A 17260-nucleotide genomic window follows, 5' to 3' on the forward strand; every position below is an offset into this window, starting at 1 on the left:
GTGGCGACCGTGCGCCGCCGACTCCTCGGCATCGCCTTCCTGGTCGTCGTCGCGTTGTTCTTCACGCTGACGATCATGAAGTTCAACAAGTCCTTCACCGACTTCACCACCGTCACCCTCACGACCGACGCGATCGGCAACGCATTGCCGGCCAACGCCGACGTCAAGGCGCGCGGTGTGGTGGTCGGCGAGGTCCGCAGCGTGGAACCGTCCCCGGACGGCACCGTCGACGTGGAGCTCGGCCTCAACCCGTCGATGGCCGCGCAACTGCCCACCTCGACCACCGCCCGCATCCTGCCCAAGACCCTGTTCGGTGAGCGGTACGTCGACCTGCAGGTCCCCACCACCGGTGGACCGGGCCTGTCCGACGGCGACACCATCGTCACCGACAAGTCCGGCAACGCCAAGGAAGTGCAGGAGCTGTTCGACAAGCTCCTGCCGGTGCTGCAGGCCATCCCGCCGCAGGACCTCAACGTCACGCTCACCGCGCTGTCGTCGGCCCTGCAGGGACGCGGTGAGAAGCTCGGCGCCACCGTCGAGGACCTCAACACGATCTTCTCGAACGTCGACGACAACATGAGCGCACTGCAGGGCACCGTCCGCGGCCTGGCCAGCTTCTCCCAGACCTACTCCGAGGCGCTGCCCGACGTGATCGACGCCCTGGACAACCTGCGCATCACCACCAACACGATCAACGAGCGGCAGAACGACTTCCGCACCCTGATCTCGACCGTCGGCGTCGCCGCCACCGACACCACCGGCTGGCTGCAGCGCAACGGCGACAACCTCGTCGACCTGTTCGTCGACTCCGAGCAACTGCTCACCGGTCTGGCCAAGCAGTCGCCGACGTTCGTGTGCACGTTCCGCAACTTCGCGACCCTGATCCCGGAGTCCAAGAACATCGTCGGTGTGGGCACCCCCAACCCGGGTGTGCGCGTGAACCTGCAGTTCGTCAACCCACGCGGGCGTTACCTGCCCAACCAGGACGAACCACGGTTCTTCGACCTCGACCCGCCGGCGGTCTGCTACGAACCGGCCACCGACGGCCGACCCTTCCCGCAGTACCCGGGCGGTGGCCTGGCCGACGGCTCCTACCAGCCGCCGTCGCGTAATGCCGGTCCGCGCAACGTGAAGACGCTGCCGCAGCCGCAGTTCACCACCACCCCGGTCGGCACCATCACGTCGTCGCCCTACGACGACCCGAACTACCGGACGCAGCTCAAGGTGATCTACGGCAGCACCACCGGGACCCGCCCGGCCGACGTGCCGACCTGGGTCACCATGATCGGCGGGCCCGCGCTGTCCAAGGCGGAGGTACACATCCAGTGAGATCGATCGTGGCACCGCTGGTCAAGCTGATCACCTTCGCCGTGGTCACCGTGGTCGCGACGAGCCTGCTCGCGCTGACCATCGCCAATGCCGGCGGCGGCGGGAACAACAAGTACAGCGCCGTCTTCTCCGACGCCGCCATGCTCAACCCGGGCGACGACGTCCGGATCGCCGGTGTGCGCATCGGCCAGGTCACCGACGTGTCGGTGTACGAGCAGAACAAGGCGATGGTGAAGTTCAGCGTCGACCGTTCGGCGCTGCCCACCGGAACCCAGCTCTACATCCGCTACCGCAACCTCACCGGCCTGCGGTACCTGGCGCTGGAGAAGGGGGCGGGCGAGGCGTCGTCGACCGTCGGACCGGGACACACCTTCGGCACCGACCCGGCCAACGTCGACACCCATCCGGCGGTCAACCTGACCGAGCTGTTCAACGGCTTCAAGCCGCTGTTCCGGCAGCTGTCGGCCGCCGACGTCAACACCCTGTCCGATCAGCTCATCAAGATCTTCCAGGGTGAGAGCGACAACATCAGCTCGCTGGTCTCCAACACCTCGTCGCTGACCAACTCGCTGGCCGACCGGGACAAGGTGATCGGGGAACTGATCACCAACCTGACCTCGGTCCTCGACACGGTCAACAAGAACGACGAACAGTTCAGCTCCCTGCTGGACAACACCTCCAAGCTGGTGAGCGGCCTTGCCGCACAACGTGGTTCGGTGGGATCGGCGATCACCTCGGTGTCCAACCTGACCACCGTGACCGGGTCCATCCTGTCCCAGTCGCGGCCGGCCATCCAGGGCGACATCGCGGGTCTGAAGGCACTGTCCGACCAGATCAACGCCCGCAACGACGATGTCGCGGAGATCCTCACCAACCTGCCGGTGAAGCTGGAGAAGATCGGCCGGGCGGCGACGTTCGGCTCGTGGTTCCAGTTCTATCTGTGCGGTATCGACGTCGTCGCAGGCAACGGCAAGTCCACGCTGCTGACCCAGCCGCTGGTCCCGCTGCCCGACATCAACCACGTGCTCTACACCAGTGCGGCCACCCGTTGCTGGCGTGACGGAACGCAGCCAGGGGGGTGAGCGAGAACATGGCAGACCGCAACGACGACGCAGGGGAGAACATGAGCGAGGCGTCCAGCGCCGCAGGGGGGTCCAGCGCCGCACCCGCACCCGCCGCGGCACACCCGCACCGGCGTTTCGCCGGGCGCCGCAGTCCGGTCAGCATCGGCGGGATCGGCATCCTGATCATGCTGATGGTGGCCACCTCCGCGTTCTACCTGAACTCGCTGCCCCTGATCGGGCAGGCCGCCACCTATACCGCCAAGTTCACCGAGGCCGCCGGACTCAAGGCGGGTAACGAGGTGCGCGTGGCCGGTGTGAAGGTCGGCGAGGTCAACGCCGTCTCGCTCGACGGGGACCGCGTCAACGTCGACTTCCGGGTGTCCAACACCTGGATCGGCAACCAGACCCAGGCGTCCATCCAGATCAAGACGGTGCTCGGGCAGAAGTACCTCGCACTCGTCCCGCGGGGCGACGAGGCCGCCGACCCGGACGTGCCGCTGACCGACACGGTCTCGCCGTACGATGTGATCGAGGCGTTCTCCGATGCCACCGATCAGATCCAGGAACTCGACACCACCCAGCTGGCCACCTCGATGCGCACGCTCAGCGAGGCCTTCTCCGGGACGTCGGGGGACATGGGGCCGGCACTCGAGGGCATCTCGCGGTTGTCCAACACCATCGCCAGCCGTGACCAGGAGGTGCAGAAGCTCCTCGAGGCCACCAAGCACACCTCGAAGATCCTGGCCGACCGCAACGAGGAGTTCGTCAAGCTCATCGCCGGTGCCGGACAGCTGCTCGACGAGCTGAACAACCGCCAGAAGAGCATCTCCGCGCTGCTGACCAGCACCACCACGCTGTCGAATGCGCTGTCGGGGATCGTCAAGGACAACCAGGCCCAGATCGGGCCCGCGCTGACCTCGCTCAAGGGCGTCAACACGCTGCTCAAGGAACAGAACGAGAACCTGCAGGCCTCGATCACCAACATGGCGCCGTTCTACCGGCTCTATGCCAACGTGCTCGGCAACGGTCGCTGGTTCGAGTCGGTGGTGACCAACCTCCTGCCGCCGGGTCTGCCGCAGCAGAACACCACCCGACTGCCCAACAAGACAGTCCTGCAGAACAACGGCGGAACAGAGGCCGGATGATGACCACTGCTCCAGATCTGACCAACACCTCCGGCCCCGGCCGGTGGTTCACCCCGCGGCACATCGTGTTCATCGTGCTCGGACTGATCCTCGCGCTGATCGTGGCGGGCGCCCTGTGGTGGGTGTTCTCCTCGATCGGCACCACCAAGGTGACCGCGACGTTCAAACGAACGGTGGGCATCTACGAGGGTTCGGACGTCCGCGTACTCGGCGTCGCCGTCGGCAAGGTGGACAAGGTGGAGCCCGCCGGCGACACCGTCAAGGTCACCATGACCGTCGACCGCGGCGTCGACCTGCCTGCCGATGTGCGTGCGGTGCAGGTGATCCCGTCGGTGGTCGCCGACCGCTACGTCCAGCTGACCCCGGCATACTCCGGTGGCCCCAAGGCCTCCGACAACATCACGTTGTCGGTGGACCAGACGATGGTCCCGGTGGAGATCGACGAGGTCTACAGCAGCGTGCAGAAGTTGTCGGAGGCCCTCGGCCCCAACGGCGCCAACAAGAACGGTGCGGTCAGCGATCTGGTCCGCACCGGCGCCGACAACCTGCAGGACAACGGTGCCAGGCTCGGGCAGGCCATCGAGCAGCTGTCCAAGGCCAGCACCACCCTGTCCGACGGCCGCGGGAACCTGGTCGACACGATCAAGAACCTCAACGTCTTCGTCGGGGCGCTGCGGGAGAACGACGCCCAGGTGCGTCAGTTCAACACCCAGATGGCCGATTTCAACTCCTTCCTGGCGGGGGAACGGGACCAGCTGGGCACCGCCCTCAACCGGCTGTCCATCGCGCTCGGCGACGTCGCCGGGTTCATCCAGGACAACCGGGAACAGATCGGGGAGACCCTCAAGGACCTCACCCCGACCACCCAGGCGCTGCTCAACACCAAGACGTCGCTGAAGGAGGTGCTGACGGTGCTGCCGCTGACGATCAACAACCTGATCAACGCCTACGACGCCGAGTCCGGCACCCTTGCGATGCGACTGACGATCCCGGATCTGCAGGACCTGATCGGCGCGCAGTGCAAGCTGCTCGACCTCGGTCAGCTGCTGCCGGGCAACCCGGCCGCCGTGCAGTTCTCCGACACGCTCGCGCCGCTGATCAACCAGTGCACGACGCTGGGCAGGCAGATCACCAACGGGGTGCTCGAACCGCTGCTGCCGGTGCTGCCCTTCGGCATCATGAGCAACAACAAGCTGCAGCGCTACCCGGTGCCGGGCACCGTCCCGGGGACGCCGAACCCGAATCTCAGCCCGGGTCCGACGAGCACACCGCGGTCGTCCACACCGGCACGGCCGTCGACCAGTCGGCCGGCGTCGGCGCCGACCACCGGAACAGGGGGAAACTGATATGCGCCGCATGCGTTTTCCCCGGATTCCGGCGCTGCTGGTGGGATTGCTGACCGTGCTCATGGTGGCCGGATGCAGCACCAACGGCATCCAGTCGATCCCGCTGCCCGGCGGCGTCGACGTCGGCGACAACCCGCGCACCTACCGGATCCAGTTCGCGAACATCCTGGATCTGGTCCCGCAGTCGGCGGTCAAGCAGAACGGCATCGCGATCGGCCGCGTCACCAAGGTCGAGGTCCCCGACAACGAGTGGTACGCGCTGGTCACCGTCAAGGTGAAGAACGAGGTGAACCTCTCCGACGAGGCGCGTGCCTCGATCCAGCAGACCTCGCTGCTGGGTGAGAAGTTCGTCTCGCTCGACGAGCCGAAGGACACCGAGGGTGCACCGCGGCAGAACCCGGACCAGGCGATCCCGCTGGACCGCACCCGCACCGCAACCGACATCGAGCAGGTGCTCGGTGCGCTCGCGATGCTCCTCAACGGCGGCGGCATCAACCAGTTGCAGCCGATCGTCAGCGAGCTGAACAAGGCGTTCGAGGGCCGGACCAACGAGTTCCGCGGTCTGATCGAGAACGCCGACAGCCTGATCGCCAGCCTGAACCGGCAGCGTGACGACCTGATCTCGGCGATCGACGGACTCGCGAAGCTGTCGACCCGGGCCAACAACCAGACCGAGCAGATCGAACGCATCCTGCAGCAGATGCCGGCCGGTGTGGCGGTGCTCGAGGAACAGCGCCCGCAGTTCGTCGACCTGCTGACCAAGCTGGACAAGCTGGGCGAGGTGGGCACCGATGTGCTCGGCCGTGCCCACGAGGAGATCGTCACCGATCTCAAGGCGCTGCGCCCGGTCCTGACCGAACTGGCCAAGGCCGCACCGGATCTGATCACCGCGGCCCCGCTGATGCTGACCCATCCGTTCCCGGACTGGCTGCTGCCGGGTGTGCAGGGTGACTCCACCAACCTGTTCATGACGCTGGATCTGCGGACCCTCAACCAGCTCGAGGCGCTCGGCGTGGGCCAGGGCAATCCGGTGTACTCGCCGCCCAAGCGGCACAACGTCCCGGTGAACCCGAAGAACCCGTACTACAACGGCAACGGCCCGCGGTACGGCTGGCCGACGATCACCCTGGTCCCGCCGGGTCCCGACTCGCGTCCGGGCCCCAACACCCCGCCGTCCGGCGGCACCTACCCGGCGTCGTTCGCCCCGACCCCCAAGCAGGGGCAGGGCATCCTGGACGGCACGCTGGCGACGATCGGAGTGCCCGCATGATCTCCCGCATCGCGAAGATCCAGCTGATCGTGTTCGCCGTGGTCGGCATCGTCGCCCTGGTGTACGTGGGCGCCAAGTACGCGCGCCTGGACAAGCTGGCCGGTGTCGGCACCTACAAGGTGACCGTCCAGATGACGGCCTCGGGCGGCATCTTCACCAACGCCGAGGTCACCTACATGGGCATCCCGGCCGGTCGTGTCGGACCGTTGACGCTCACCCAGAAGGGGGTCGACGTGACCCTCGACATGGATTCGGGCGGTCCGAAGATCCCCGCGGCGGTCAAGGCCGTGGTGGCCGAACGGTCGGCGATCGGTGAGCAGTACGTCGACCTGCAGCCGATGTCGGCGTCGGCGTCGGGACCGTATCTGGAGAAGGGGTCGGTCATCCCGGCCGAGAACGTCTCGCTGCCGCCGCCCCTGGAGGACGTGGTGAGCTCGGCGATCGACTTCACCGGATCGATCCCGGTGGACGACCTGCACACCGTGATCACCGAACTCGGCAAGGCGTTCAACGGGCAGGCCGACAACCTGACCCGGCTCGTCGACTCGCTGGACAAGCTGGCCGCGGCCGGCGCGGACAACATCGGCGACACCATCTCGCTGCTGCAGAACTCGCAGGTGGTGCTGGGTACGCAGGCCGAGCAGTCCGACGAGATCCTGAACTGGGCGCACAACCTGGACCTGGTGTCGGCGACGCTGGCCACCGCGGATCCGGATCTGCGACGTCTGCTGACCACCGGCACCGCGTCGGCGACGCAGCTGTCGGCACTGATCCAGAAGAACGGCGGCGACCTCGGCAAGGTCGTCGGCGACCTCGCAGAGGTGGCCCGCACCATCGAGCCGGCCACGTACACGACGTCGATGACGTTCGCGATGCTGTCGGCATTGTCGGCGGGCAGCCATTCCCCGGCGCCCGGCGACGGCCAGATCCACTTCGGTGTGGTGCTCGAGACCAACAACCCGGCGGCATGTACGCGCGGATACGAGAGCACCCAGAAGATGATCGACGAGATCAAGAAGAAGGACCCGACCTTCGACATCCGCTACGACGACTTCCCGTTCAACACGAACGCGTCGTGCACGGTGCCCTTCGGCAACCCGACCGGCGTGCGCAGCGCCAACCGCGTCGAGTACGCCAACCCGGACACCGCGCAGCCGTGGGACAAGACCCCCAAGAAGGATCCGGACCGTCTGAACCTGAATCCGCTGGCCACGCAGCTGGCGTTCCTGATGGGCGTCAAGGCGAAGCAGCCGGGTGGATTCGGTGACGGGCTGGGCGGCTGAGCGGATGAAGAGCTCTCAGGTCTGATCGGTACCGTGGCGCGCGACGGCGGCGGGGGTGACCCGCCGCGTCGCGGTCACGAGACGGGCATTCGGCCCGGTGAAGTGAGTTAGGACGGCGTGGCGAACAAGCAGGACAGCAGTACCGCAGGAAAGCAGACGGACCGGAGTGCGTCGATACGCACCATCGGCGGGGTGGTGGCCATCGTGGCCGTCCTCGCCGCAGCGGTATGCGTGGCGATCTTCGGGTACCGGGCATACGACGTGTACACCTCACAGGGCCCGACGCAGTCGGCCCGTGACGAGGCGACCGGCGCCGCCGAGCAGGCGATGCTGAACGTCACCACCATCGACCCCAAGGACATGGCGGGCTTCGACAAGCGGCTGGAGAGCAGCTTTGCCGGAGACGCCCTGACCCAGGTCCGCCAGCAGATCGTGGGCAGCCTGGAACCGACCCTGAAGCAGGCCGGTGACCAGGTGGGCTCGACGTCGTCGCGGATCGTGCGGTCGGCACCCACCGAGGTGAACGCCGACGAGAACAGCGCCCAGGTGCTGGTCTATCTCGCGGTGACGGGGAAGACCCCGGGCCAGGCCGCCGAGACCCCCAACACGATGGGTTTCCTGGTCGGGATGAGCAAGATCGACGGAACGTGGAAGGCGGTCAAGGTGACCCCGCTCGACGGCATCGCCGTGCAGCCGACCGAAAGTGCACAGAACGGGAGCACCCCGTCCAGTGAGGCCCCGGCAGGGGGTAACTGATGGCGAACAAGCAACCGCGTCGGCCCGGCTACCGGCCGAAGGTGGCCGGCACGCGCCGTCCGACCGATGCCGCGGACACGACTGCCGCGGACACGACTGCCGCGGACACGACTGCCGCAGAGAAGACGGTCCCGGCGAAGGCCGTCCCGGAGGCCGCCGTCGAGTCCACGACCGATGTGGCGGAGACGCAGGCCGAGATCACCGAGGTGATCGAGCAGCCGGCCGGCAGCGGAGACCCCGACAGCACCGGGGACGCGGAATTGTCCTCGAAGATCTCACTCACCAAGCCGGACAACGGATCTGGTGATGTCGACGATGCTGGTGCCGCCGATACTGGTGCCGACGATGCTGATGCCGACGTCGGTGATGCAGATACTGATGACGTCGAGTCCGACGAGGCGACCGCCGGGCGGCCGGCCCCGACCGGCAAGACGCGCACGGTCGCGCGGGTGTCGACGATCAAGCCCCAGGCCAGGCCCGCGGCGGCGTCACGATCGACGCGTCCGGCCAGGGCTCCCCGGCCGGGGCGTGCGAGCGGTTCGGGCCTGTTCTCGACCCGTCTGATCGCGATCCTGGCCGGTGTGGCCGCGGTGCTCGCCGTCGTGGCGGTGATCCTCGGATTCCATCCCGGGGTGACGATCGGGGAGAACAAGGCGTTCATCGACCAGACCGCCACCACCGACCTCACCGCGCAGGCGCAGACCAAGGTGTGTACGGCGATCGCCGCCGACGGCACCAAGGTCGACCAGTGGGCCGGCCAGGCCCGCGCGGTGCTGACCGGGCAGGCACTCAAGGAGTTCAACGACTACCTGCCGACCCAGAAGCAGTTGCTCGACCAGACCAAGGCCGTCGCCGAATGCCGGGTCGACGTGATCGGTGTCCGCGACCTCACCGGCAACGGTGACGGCGCGACGGCGGTGGTGCTGGCGAACCTGGTGGTGAGCGAGAGCGTCAACGGTCAGGCCACCAACAGCGGCACGCCGCGCACCCAGCTGCACATGGTCAAGCAGGGCGATCAGTGGCTCATCTCGCAGGTGGAAGCGGTCTGACATGGGTTTCTTTCCACAAATCGGCGCGTAGTGCTTGACGTGGGGGCTTCCGAGGGCCAATCTGTCACCAGCGATTCAGCGCAGGCAGCCACCAGCGCGAATCATTCGCGAGGCGCCGCTTGACAAAGTGCGTCTGTTTCCTGCTATAGTTGGACGTTGCGCTGGCTGCCTCCTGTCCACCTAACGATCTCCCTTCCGGCCACTTCCTGTGAGCTGTGGGTATCGCCGTTCAGGTTGTCACCAGCGAACGGCCCACCCGGCCACGCTTACCGAAGCTAGGCAGACACATCGTGTTGGAAGGACGCACCTTGGCAGTCGATCGCCAGTCCACCTCAACCACCATCCCGGGCGCACCGCACCGCGCCTCGTTCGCGAAGATCAGCGAACCCCTGGAGGTACCGGGCCTCCTCGACCTCCAGCTCGATTCGTTCGAATGGCTTGTCGGGTCTCCCGAGTGGCGCGCAAAGGCGATCGCCCGTGGTGACGACAATCCCGTCGGCGGGCTCGAGGACATCCTGCACGAGCTGTCGCCCATCGAGGACTTCTCCGGCTCGATGTCGCTCTCCTTCTCCGAGCCGCACTTCGACGAGGTCAAGGCCTCCGTCGAGGAGTGCAAGGACAAGGACATGACCTACGCGGCGCCGCTCTTCGTCACCGCGGAGTTCATCAACAACAACACCGGTGAGATCAAGTCGCAGACCGTCTTCATGGGCGACTTCCCGATCATGACCGACAAGGGCAGCTTCATCATCAACGGCACCGAGCGTGTCGTGGTGAGCCAGCTCGTCCGCAGCCCCGGCGTGTACTTCGATGCCAACATCGACAAGTCCACCGAGAAGACCCTGCACACCGTCAAGGTCATCCCGAGCCGTGGCGCATGGCTGGAGTTCGACGTCGACAAGCGCGACACCGTCGGTGTCCGCATCGACCGCAAGCGCCGTCAGCCGGTCACCGTGCTGCTGAAGGCCCTCGGCTGGACCAACGAGGAGATCACCGAGCGTTTCGGGTTCTCCGAGATCATGATGTCCACCCTGGAGAAGGACAACACCGCCAACCAGGACGAGGCGCTGCTCGAGGTCTACCGCAAGCTGCGTCCGGGCGAGCCGCCGACCAAGGAGTCGGCGGAGAACCTCCTGGAGAACCTGTTCTTCAAGGACAAGCGCTACGACCTGGCCCGCGTGGGCCGCTACAAGGTCAACAAGAAGCTCGGTCTGACCGCCAACCCGATGACCGGTGAGTCGACGCTGACCCGTGAGGACATCGCGGCCACCGTCGAGTACCTGGTCCGTCTGCACGATGCCGACCCGCACACCGTCGGGTTCTCCACCGTGGCAGGTCCGGGGAGCCTCGAGGTGCCGATCGAGGTCGACGACATCGACCACTTCGGCAACCGTCGTCTGCGTACCGTCGGCGAGCTGATCCAGAACCAGATCCGCGTGGGCCTGTCGCGTATGGAGCGTGTCGTGCGTGAGCGCATGACCACCCAGGACGTCGAGGCGATCACCCCGCAGACCCTGATCAACATCCGCCCGGTCGTCGCCGCGATCAAGGAGTTCTTCGGAACCTCCCAGCTGTCGCAGTTCATGGACCAGAACAACCCGCTGTCGGGTCTGACCCACAAGCGTCGACTGTCGGCGCTGGGCCCGGGTGGTCTGTCGCGTGAGCGTGCCGGCCTCGAGGTCCGTGACGTGCACCCGTCGCACTACGGCCGGATGTGTCCGATCGAGACCCCTGAGGGTCCCAACATCGGTCTGATCGGTTCGCTGTCGGTGTACGCGCGGGTCAACCCGTTCGGCTTCATCGAGACCCCGTACCGCAAGGTCGTCGACGGTGTCGTCTCCGACACCATCGAGTACATGACCGCCGACGAGGAGGACCGCTACCTCATCGGCCAGGCGAACACCGCCTACGGTCTGGACGGTCACATCACCGACGAGCGCGTCCTGGTCCGTAAGAAGGGCTCCGAGGTGGAGTTCGTCGGCGCCGGCCAGGTCGAGTACCTCGACGTCTCGCCGCGCCAGATGGTGTCGGTCGCGACCGCGATGATCCCGTTCCTCGAGCACGACGACGCGAACCGCGCCCTGATGGGTGCCAACATGCAGCGTCAGGCCGTGCCGCTGGTGCGCAACGAGTCGCCGCTGGTCGGTACCGGCATGGAACTGCGTGCCGCCGTCGACGCCGGTGACGTCATCGTGACCGGCAAGACCGGCGTGGTGGAGGAGGTCTCGGCCGACTACATCACCGTGATGGCCGACGACGGCACCCGCGACACATACCGGATGCGCAAGTTCGCCCGCTCCAACCACGGCACCTGCGCCAACCAGCGTCCGATCGTGGACGAGGGGCAGCGTGTCGAGGCCGGTCAGGTCCTCGCCGACGGTCCGTGTACCGAGAACGGCGAGATGGCGCTGGGCAAGAACCTGCTCGTGGCGATCATGCCGTGGGAGGGCCACAACTACGAGGACGCGATCATCCTGTCGCAGCGCCTCGTGGAGGAGGACGTCCTCACCTCGATCCACATCGAGGAGCACGAGATCGACGCCCGCGACACCAAGCTCGGTGCCGAGGAGATCACCCGGGACATCCCGAACGTCTCCGACGAGGTGCTCGCCGATCTCGACGAGCGCGGCATCGTCCGCATCGGTGCCGAGGTCCGCGACGGCGACGTCCTGGTCGGCAAGGTCACCCCGAAGGGCGAGACCGAGCTGACCCCGGAAGAGCGTCTGCTCCGCGCGATCTTCGGTGAGAAGGCGCGCGAGGTTCGTGACACCTCGCTGAAGGTGCCGCACGGCGAGACCGGCAAGGTCATCGGTGTGCGCGTGTTCAGCCGTGACGACGACGACGATCTGGCCCCGGGTGTCAACGAGTTGGTCCGCGTGTACGTGGCCCAGAAGCGCAAGATCCAGGACGGCGACAAGCTGGCCGGCCGCCACGGCAACAAGGGTGTCATCGGCAAGATCCTCCCGCAGGAGGACATGCCGTTCCTGCCGGACGGAACCCCGGTCGACATCATCCTGAACACCCACGGTGTGCCGCGTCGTATGAACATCGGCCAGATCCTGGAGACCCACCTCGGGTGGATCGCCAAGGCCGGCTGGAACGTCGACGTCGCAGGTGGTGTGCCGGAGTGGGCGTCGAAGCTGCCCGAGGACATGTACTCGGCGGCCCCCGACACCAACACCGCGACCCCGGTGTTCGACGGTGCGCGCGAGGAGGAGCTGACCGGTCTGCTCAGCTCCACCCTGCCCAACCGTGACGGCGAGGTCATGGTCAACGGTGACGGCAAGGCGATGCTGTTCGACGGTCGTTCCGGCGAGCCGTTCCCGTACCCGGTGTCGGTCGGCTACATGTACATCATCAAGCTGCACCACCTGGTGGACGACAAGATCCACGCGCGTTCCACCGGTCCGTACTCGATGATCACCCAGCAGCCGCTCGGCGGTAAGGCCCAGTTCGGTGGCCAGCGCTTCGGTGAGATGGAGTGCTGGGCGATGCAGGCGTACGGCGCCGCCTACACCCTGCAGGAGCTGCTCACCATCAAGTCGGACGACGTGGTCGGCCGCGTGAAGGTGTACGAGGCGATCGTCAAGGGCGAGAACATCCCCGAGCCCGGTATCCCCGAGTCGTTCAAGGTGCTCCTCAAGGAGCTCCAGTCGTTGTGCCTGAACGTGGAGGTGCTCTCCAGCGACGGTGCGGCGATCGAGATGGCCGACACCGACGACGAGGACCTGGAGCGTGCCGCTGCCAACCTCGGCATCAACCTGTCGCGCAACGAGTCGGCCACGGTCGACGATCTCGCGAACTGACCGCCCTCACCACCACTGACAACAGAGCTCTGGAAAGGTAACAAGTGCTCGACGTCAACTACTTCGACGAACTGAAGATCGGTCTCGCCACGGCCGACGACATCCACAACTGGTCGTACGGTGAGGTCAAGAAGCCCGAGACGATCAACTACCGCACCCTGAAGCCGGAGAAGGACGGCCTGTTCTGCGAGAAGATCTTCGGACCGACTCGCGACTGGGAGTGCTACTGCGGTAAGTACAAGCGTGTCCGCTTCAAGGGCATCATCTGCGAGCGCTGCGGCGTCGAGGTCACCAAGGCCAAGGTGCGCCGTGAGCGGATGGGTCACATCGAGCTGGCCGCGCCGGTCACCCACATCTGGTACTTCAAGGGTGTCCCGAGCCGTCTCGGCTACCTGCTCGACCTGGCGCCGAAGGATCTCGAGAAGATCATCTACTTCGCCGCCTACGTGATCACCTCGGTCGACGACGAGCTCCGTCACAACGAGCTGTCCACGCTCGAGGCGGAGATCGAGGTCGAGAAGAAGACCGTCGCCGACCAGCGTGACGCCGACCTGAACGAGCGTCAGCAGAAGCTCGAGCAGGATCTGGCCGAGCTGGAGGCCGAGGGTGCCAAGGCCGACGTGCGCCGCAAGGTGCGTGACGGTGCCGAGCGCGAGATGCGCCGCATGCGTGACGCTGCGCAGCGCGAGCTCGACGGTCTGGCCGAGCTGTGGGACAAGTTCACCAAGCTCGCCCCCGGCGACCTGATCATCGACGAGAAGCTGTACCACCAGCTGCAGGACCGCTACGGCGAGTACTTCACCGGGTCCATGGGTGCCGAGGCCATCAAGAAGCTCCTCGAGAGCTTCGACATCGAGGCCGAGGCCGAGTCGCTGCGCGAGACCATCCGCAGCGGCAAGGGCCAGAAGAAGCTGCGTGCGCTCAAGCGACTCAAGGTGGTTGCGGCGTTCCAGCAGTCCGGCAACTCCCCGCTGGGCATGGTGCTCGACGCGGTTCCGGTGATCCCGCCGGAGCTGCGCCCGATGGTGCAGCTCGACGGTGGCCGCTTCGCCACCTCGGACCTCAACGACCTGTACCGCCGTGTGATCAACCGCAACAACCGCCTCAAGCGACTGATCGATCTGGGTGCGCCCGAGATCATCGTCAACAACGAGAAGCGGATGCTGCAGGAGTCGGTCGACGCCCTGTTCGACAACGGTCGTCGTGGCCGTCCGGTCACCGGGCCGGGCAACCGCCCGCTGAAGTCGTTGAGCGATCTGCTCAAGGGCAAGCAGGGTCGTTTCCGTCAGAACCTGCTCGGTAAGCGCGTCGACTACTCGGGCCGTTCGGTCATCGTCGTCGGTCCGCAGCTCAAGCTGCACCAGTGTGGTCTGCCCAAGCTGATGGCCCTCGAGCTGTTCAAGCCGTTCGTGATGAAGCGTCTGGTGGACCTGAACCAGGCACAGAACATCAAGTCGGCCAAGCGCATGGTGGAGCGTCAGCGCCCCGCCGTGTGGGACGTCCTCGAAGAGGTCATCGCCGAGCATCCGGTGCTGCTGAACCGTGCACCGACGCTGCACCGTCTGGGTATCCAGGCCTTCGAGCCGCAGCTGGTGGAGGGCAAGGCCATCCAGCTGCACCCGCTGGTGTGTGAGGCCTTCAACGCCGACTTCGACGGTGACCAGATGGCCGTGCACCTCCCGCTGAGTGCGGAGGCGCAGGCCGAGGCCCGCATCCTGATGCTGTCGAGCAACAACATCCTGTCGCCGGCGTCGGGTCGTCCGCTCGCCATGCCGCGTCTGGACATGGTGACCGGCCTGTACTACCTGACCACCCTCAAGGAGGGTGTGAAGGGCGAGTACCGGGCCGCGACCGCCGACGAGGCAGAGCAGGGCGTGTACTCGAGCCCGGCCGAGGCCATCATGGCCGTCGACCGCGGTGCACTGACCGTGCAGTCGCGCATCAAGGTGCGTCTGAAGGATCAGCGTCCGCCGGCCGAGGTCGAGGCCGAGCAGTTCCCGGACGGCTGGCGTTACGGGCAGCCGTGGACCACCATCACGACCCTGGGTCGGGTGATGTTCAACGAGCTGCTGCCGGCCGAGTACCCGTTCGTCGACGAGCAGATGCCGAAGAAGCGTCAGGCCGCGATCATCAACGATCTCGCCGAGCGCTACCCGATGATCGTCGTCGCACAGACCGTGGACAAGCTCAAGGACGTGGGCTTCTACTGGGCCACCCGTTCGGGTGTGACCGTGTCGATGGCCGACGTGCTGGTGCCGCCGGCCAAGGCGGAGATCCTCGAGCGTTACGAGGAGCGGGCCGACGGCCTGGAGCGCAAGTTCCAGCGTGGCGCGCTGACCCCGGACGAGCGTCGTGACGCCCTGGTGGAGATCTGGAAGCAGGCCACCGAAGAGGTCGGCAAGGTCATGGAGGACTACTACCCCGAGGACAACCCGATCATCATGATCCCGCGGTCGGGTGCCACGGGTAACCTGACCCAGGTTCGTAACCTGTCGGGCATGAAGGGTCTGGTGACCAACCCGAAGGGTGAGTTCATCCCGCGTCCGATCAAGTCCTCGTTCCGTGAGGGCCTGACCGTGCTCGAGTACTTCATCAACACGCACGGTGCCCGTAAGGGTCTGGCCGACACCGCCCTGCGTACCGCCGACTCGGGTTACCTGACCCGTCGTCTGGTGGACGTGTCGCAGGACGTCATCGTCCGCGAGACCGACTGTGGCACCGAGCGCGGCATCCTGGTGCCGCTGGGTGAGAAGCAGCCGGACGGCACGATCATCCGTGACGCGCACGTCGAGACCTCGGCGTACGCCCGTACCCTGGCGTCCAACGCCGTGGACGTGAACGGCAATGTCGTCGTCGAACGCGGCCACGACCTGGGTGACCCGGCGATCGAGGCCCTCCTCGGTGCCGGAATCGCCGAGGTCAAGGTGCGCTCGGTGCTCACCTGTGGCACCGGTACCGGTGTGTGTGCGATGTGCTACGGCCGTTCGATGGCCACCGGCAAGCTCGTCGACATCGGCGAGGCCGTCGGTATCATCGCGGCCCAGTCGATCGGTGAGCCCGGTACCCAGCTGACGATGCGTACCTTCCACCAGGGTGGCGTCGGTGACGACATCACCGGTGGTCTGCCGCGTGTCCAGGAGCTGTTCGAGGCTCGTGTCCCCAAGGGCAAGGCCCCGATCGCCGAGGTCTCCGGCCGGGTGCGTCTCGAGGACGACGACCGCTTCTACAAGATCACCATCATCCCCGATGATGGCTCGGAAGAGGTTGTCTACGACAAGATCTCGAAGCGTCAGCGTCTGCGTGTGTTCAAGCACGACGACGGCTCCGAGCGTCTCCTCGCCGACGGTGACCACGTCGACGTCGGTCAGCAGCTCATGGAAGGTGCCGCCGACCCGCACGAGGTGCTGCGCGTGATGGGCCCCCGTCAGGTGCAGGTGCACCTGGTCAACGAGGTCCAGGAGGTTTACCGCAGCCAGGGTGTGTCGATCCACGACAAGCACATCGAGACCATCGTGCGTCAGATGCTGCGTCGCGTGACGATCATCGATCACGGCTCCACCGAGTTCCTGCCCGGTTCGCTGGTCGAGCGGTCGGAGTTCGAGACGGCGAACCGTCAGGTCGTGTCCGAGGGTGGCGAGCCCGCCGCCGGACGTCCGGTCCTGATGGGTATCACCAAGGCCTCGCTGGCCACCGAGTCGTGGCTGTCGGCGGCGTCGTTCCAGGAGACCACGCGTGTCCTGACCGATGCGGCCATCAACAGCCGCAGCGACAAGCTGATCGGTCTCAAGGAGAACGTGATCATCGGTAAGCTGATCCCGGCCGGTACCGGCATCAACCGGTACCGCAACATCCAGGTCCAGCCGACCGAGGAGGCGCGCGCCGCGGCGTACGCCATGCCGGCCTACGACGACACCTACTACAGCCCGGACGGCACCTTCGGTGCTCCGTCGGGTGCTGCGGTGCCGCTCGACGACTACGGCTTCTCCGGTGGCGACTACCGGTAAACGGTTGTAGCGCAAGACAAGACGCCCGCCCCCACACTTCCGAGTGTGGGGGCGGGCGTTTTTGTGTGGTCGGGGTCTTCTCCGATGATCGAGCAGGCCTCTATTCGATGATTGAGCTGAACTTGTGGTGGTTGCGTTGGCGAGTTCGGCTGTCTGAGGTTTCGACTCAGGTCCTCGCGATGCTCGGTCCTGGCTCAACCATCCACGC

The 17260-nt window shown here is 66.2% G+C and carries 10 protein-coding genes; all 10 read left to right on the plus strand.

The window, feature by feature from the left end:
* Entirely contained in the window at positions 1–1329 is a 1329-nt protein-coding gene (locus tag GD1_RS16710; RefSeq protein WP_059038381.1) for an MCE family protein, read from the plus strand.
* Positions 1326–2411 (plus strand): MCE family protein, encoded by a 1086-nt coding sequence (locus GD1_RS16715; protein WP_020789720.1) that lies wholly within the window; start codon positions 1326–1328, stop codon positions 2409–2411. The genes GD1_RS16710 and GD1_RS16715 overlap by 4 nt, the downstream gene beginning before the upstream one ends.
* Positions 2412–2419: 8 nt before the next feature.
* Positions 2420–3538: an MCE family protein gene (locus tag GD1_RS16720; RefSeq protein WP_373855340.1), complete on the plus strand. Its 1119-nt coding sequence runs from the start codon at positions 2420–2422 to the stop codon at positions 3536–3538.
* Positions 3538–4884: an MCE family protein gene (locus GD1_RS16725; RefSeq protein ID WP_059038383.1), complete on the plus strand. Its 1347-nt coding sequence runs from the start codon at positions 3538–3540 to the stop codon at positions 4882–4884. Before GD1_RS16720 ends, GD1_RS16725 begins: the two co-directional genes overlap by 1 nt.
* A 10-nt stretch (positions 4885–4894) precedes the next feature.
* On the plus strand, positions 4895–6154 hold the full coding sequence (locus GD1_RS16730; protein WP_053778232.1) for an MCE family protein: 1260 nt from the start codon (positions 4895–4897) through the stop codon (positions 6152–6154).
* Positions 6151–7437, plus strand: a complete 1287-nt coding sequence (locus tag GD1_RS16735; protein ID WP_059038385.1) for an MCE family protein — start codon at positions 6151–6153, stop codon at positions 7435–7437. Before GD1_RS16730 ends, GD1_RS16735 begins: the two co-directional genes overlap by 4 nt.
* Positions 7438–7554: 117 nt before the next feature.
* Entirely contained in the window at positions 7555–8193 is a 639-nt protein-coding gene (locus GD1_RS16740; RefSeq protein WP_020789724.1) for a hypothetical protein, read from the plus strand.
* Positions 8193–9242, plus strand: a complete 1050-nt coding sequence (locus GD1_RS16745; protein ID WP_059038386.1) for a hypothetical protein — start codon at positions 8193–8195, stop codon at positions 9240–9242. The genes GD1_RS16740 and GD1_RS16745 overlap by 1 nt, the downstream gene beginning before the upstream one ends.
* A 308-nt stretch (positions 9243–9550) precedes the next feature.
* Positions 9551–13048, plus strand: coding sequence for a DNA-directed RNA polymerase subunit beta (gene rpoB, locus GD1_RS16750; RefSeq protein ID WP_020791287.1), 3498 nt, complete (start codon positions 9551–9553; stop codon positions 13046–13048).
* Positions 13049–13092: 44 nt separating this feature from the next.
* Complete coding sequence (locus tag GD1_RS16755) at positions 13093–17052, plus strand: DNA-directed RNA polymerase subunit beta' (protein WP_059038388.1); 3960 nt, start codon at positions 13093–13095, stop codon at positions 17050–17052.
* The last annotated feature ends 208 nt before the right edge of the window (positions 17053–17260 follow it).

It is taken from the genome of Gordonia desulfuricans NBRC 100010, from assembly GCF_001485495.1.
Classification (GTDB): Bacteria; Actinomycetota; Actinomycetes; order Mycobacteriales; family Mycobacteriaceae; genus Gordonia; species Gordonia desulfuricans.

Bases quoted from the DNA above. Each gene is read 5' to 3' on its own strand.
- GD1_RS16735 (WP_059038385.1), top strand. From the start codon at position 6,151: ATGATCTCCCGCATCGCGAAGATCCAGCTGATCGTGTTCGCCGTGGTC.
- GD1_RS16725 (WP_059038383.1), top strand. From the start codon at position 3,538: ATGACCACTGCTCCAGATCTGACCAACACCTCCGGCCCCGGCCGGTGG.
- GD1_RS16745 (WP_059038386.1), top strand. From the start codon at position 8,193: ATGGCGAACAAGCAACCGCGTCGGCCCGGCTACCGGCCGAAGGTGGCC.
- GD1_RS16730 (WP_053778232.1), top strand. From the start codon at position 4,895: ATGCGTTTTCCCCGGATTCCGGCGCTGCTGGTGGGATTGCTGACCGTG.
- GD1_RS16720 (WP_373855340.1), top strand. From the start codon at position 2,420: ATGGCAGACCGCAACGACGACGCAGGGGAGAACATGAGCGAGGCGTCC.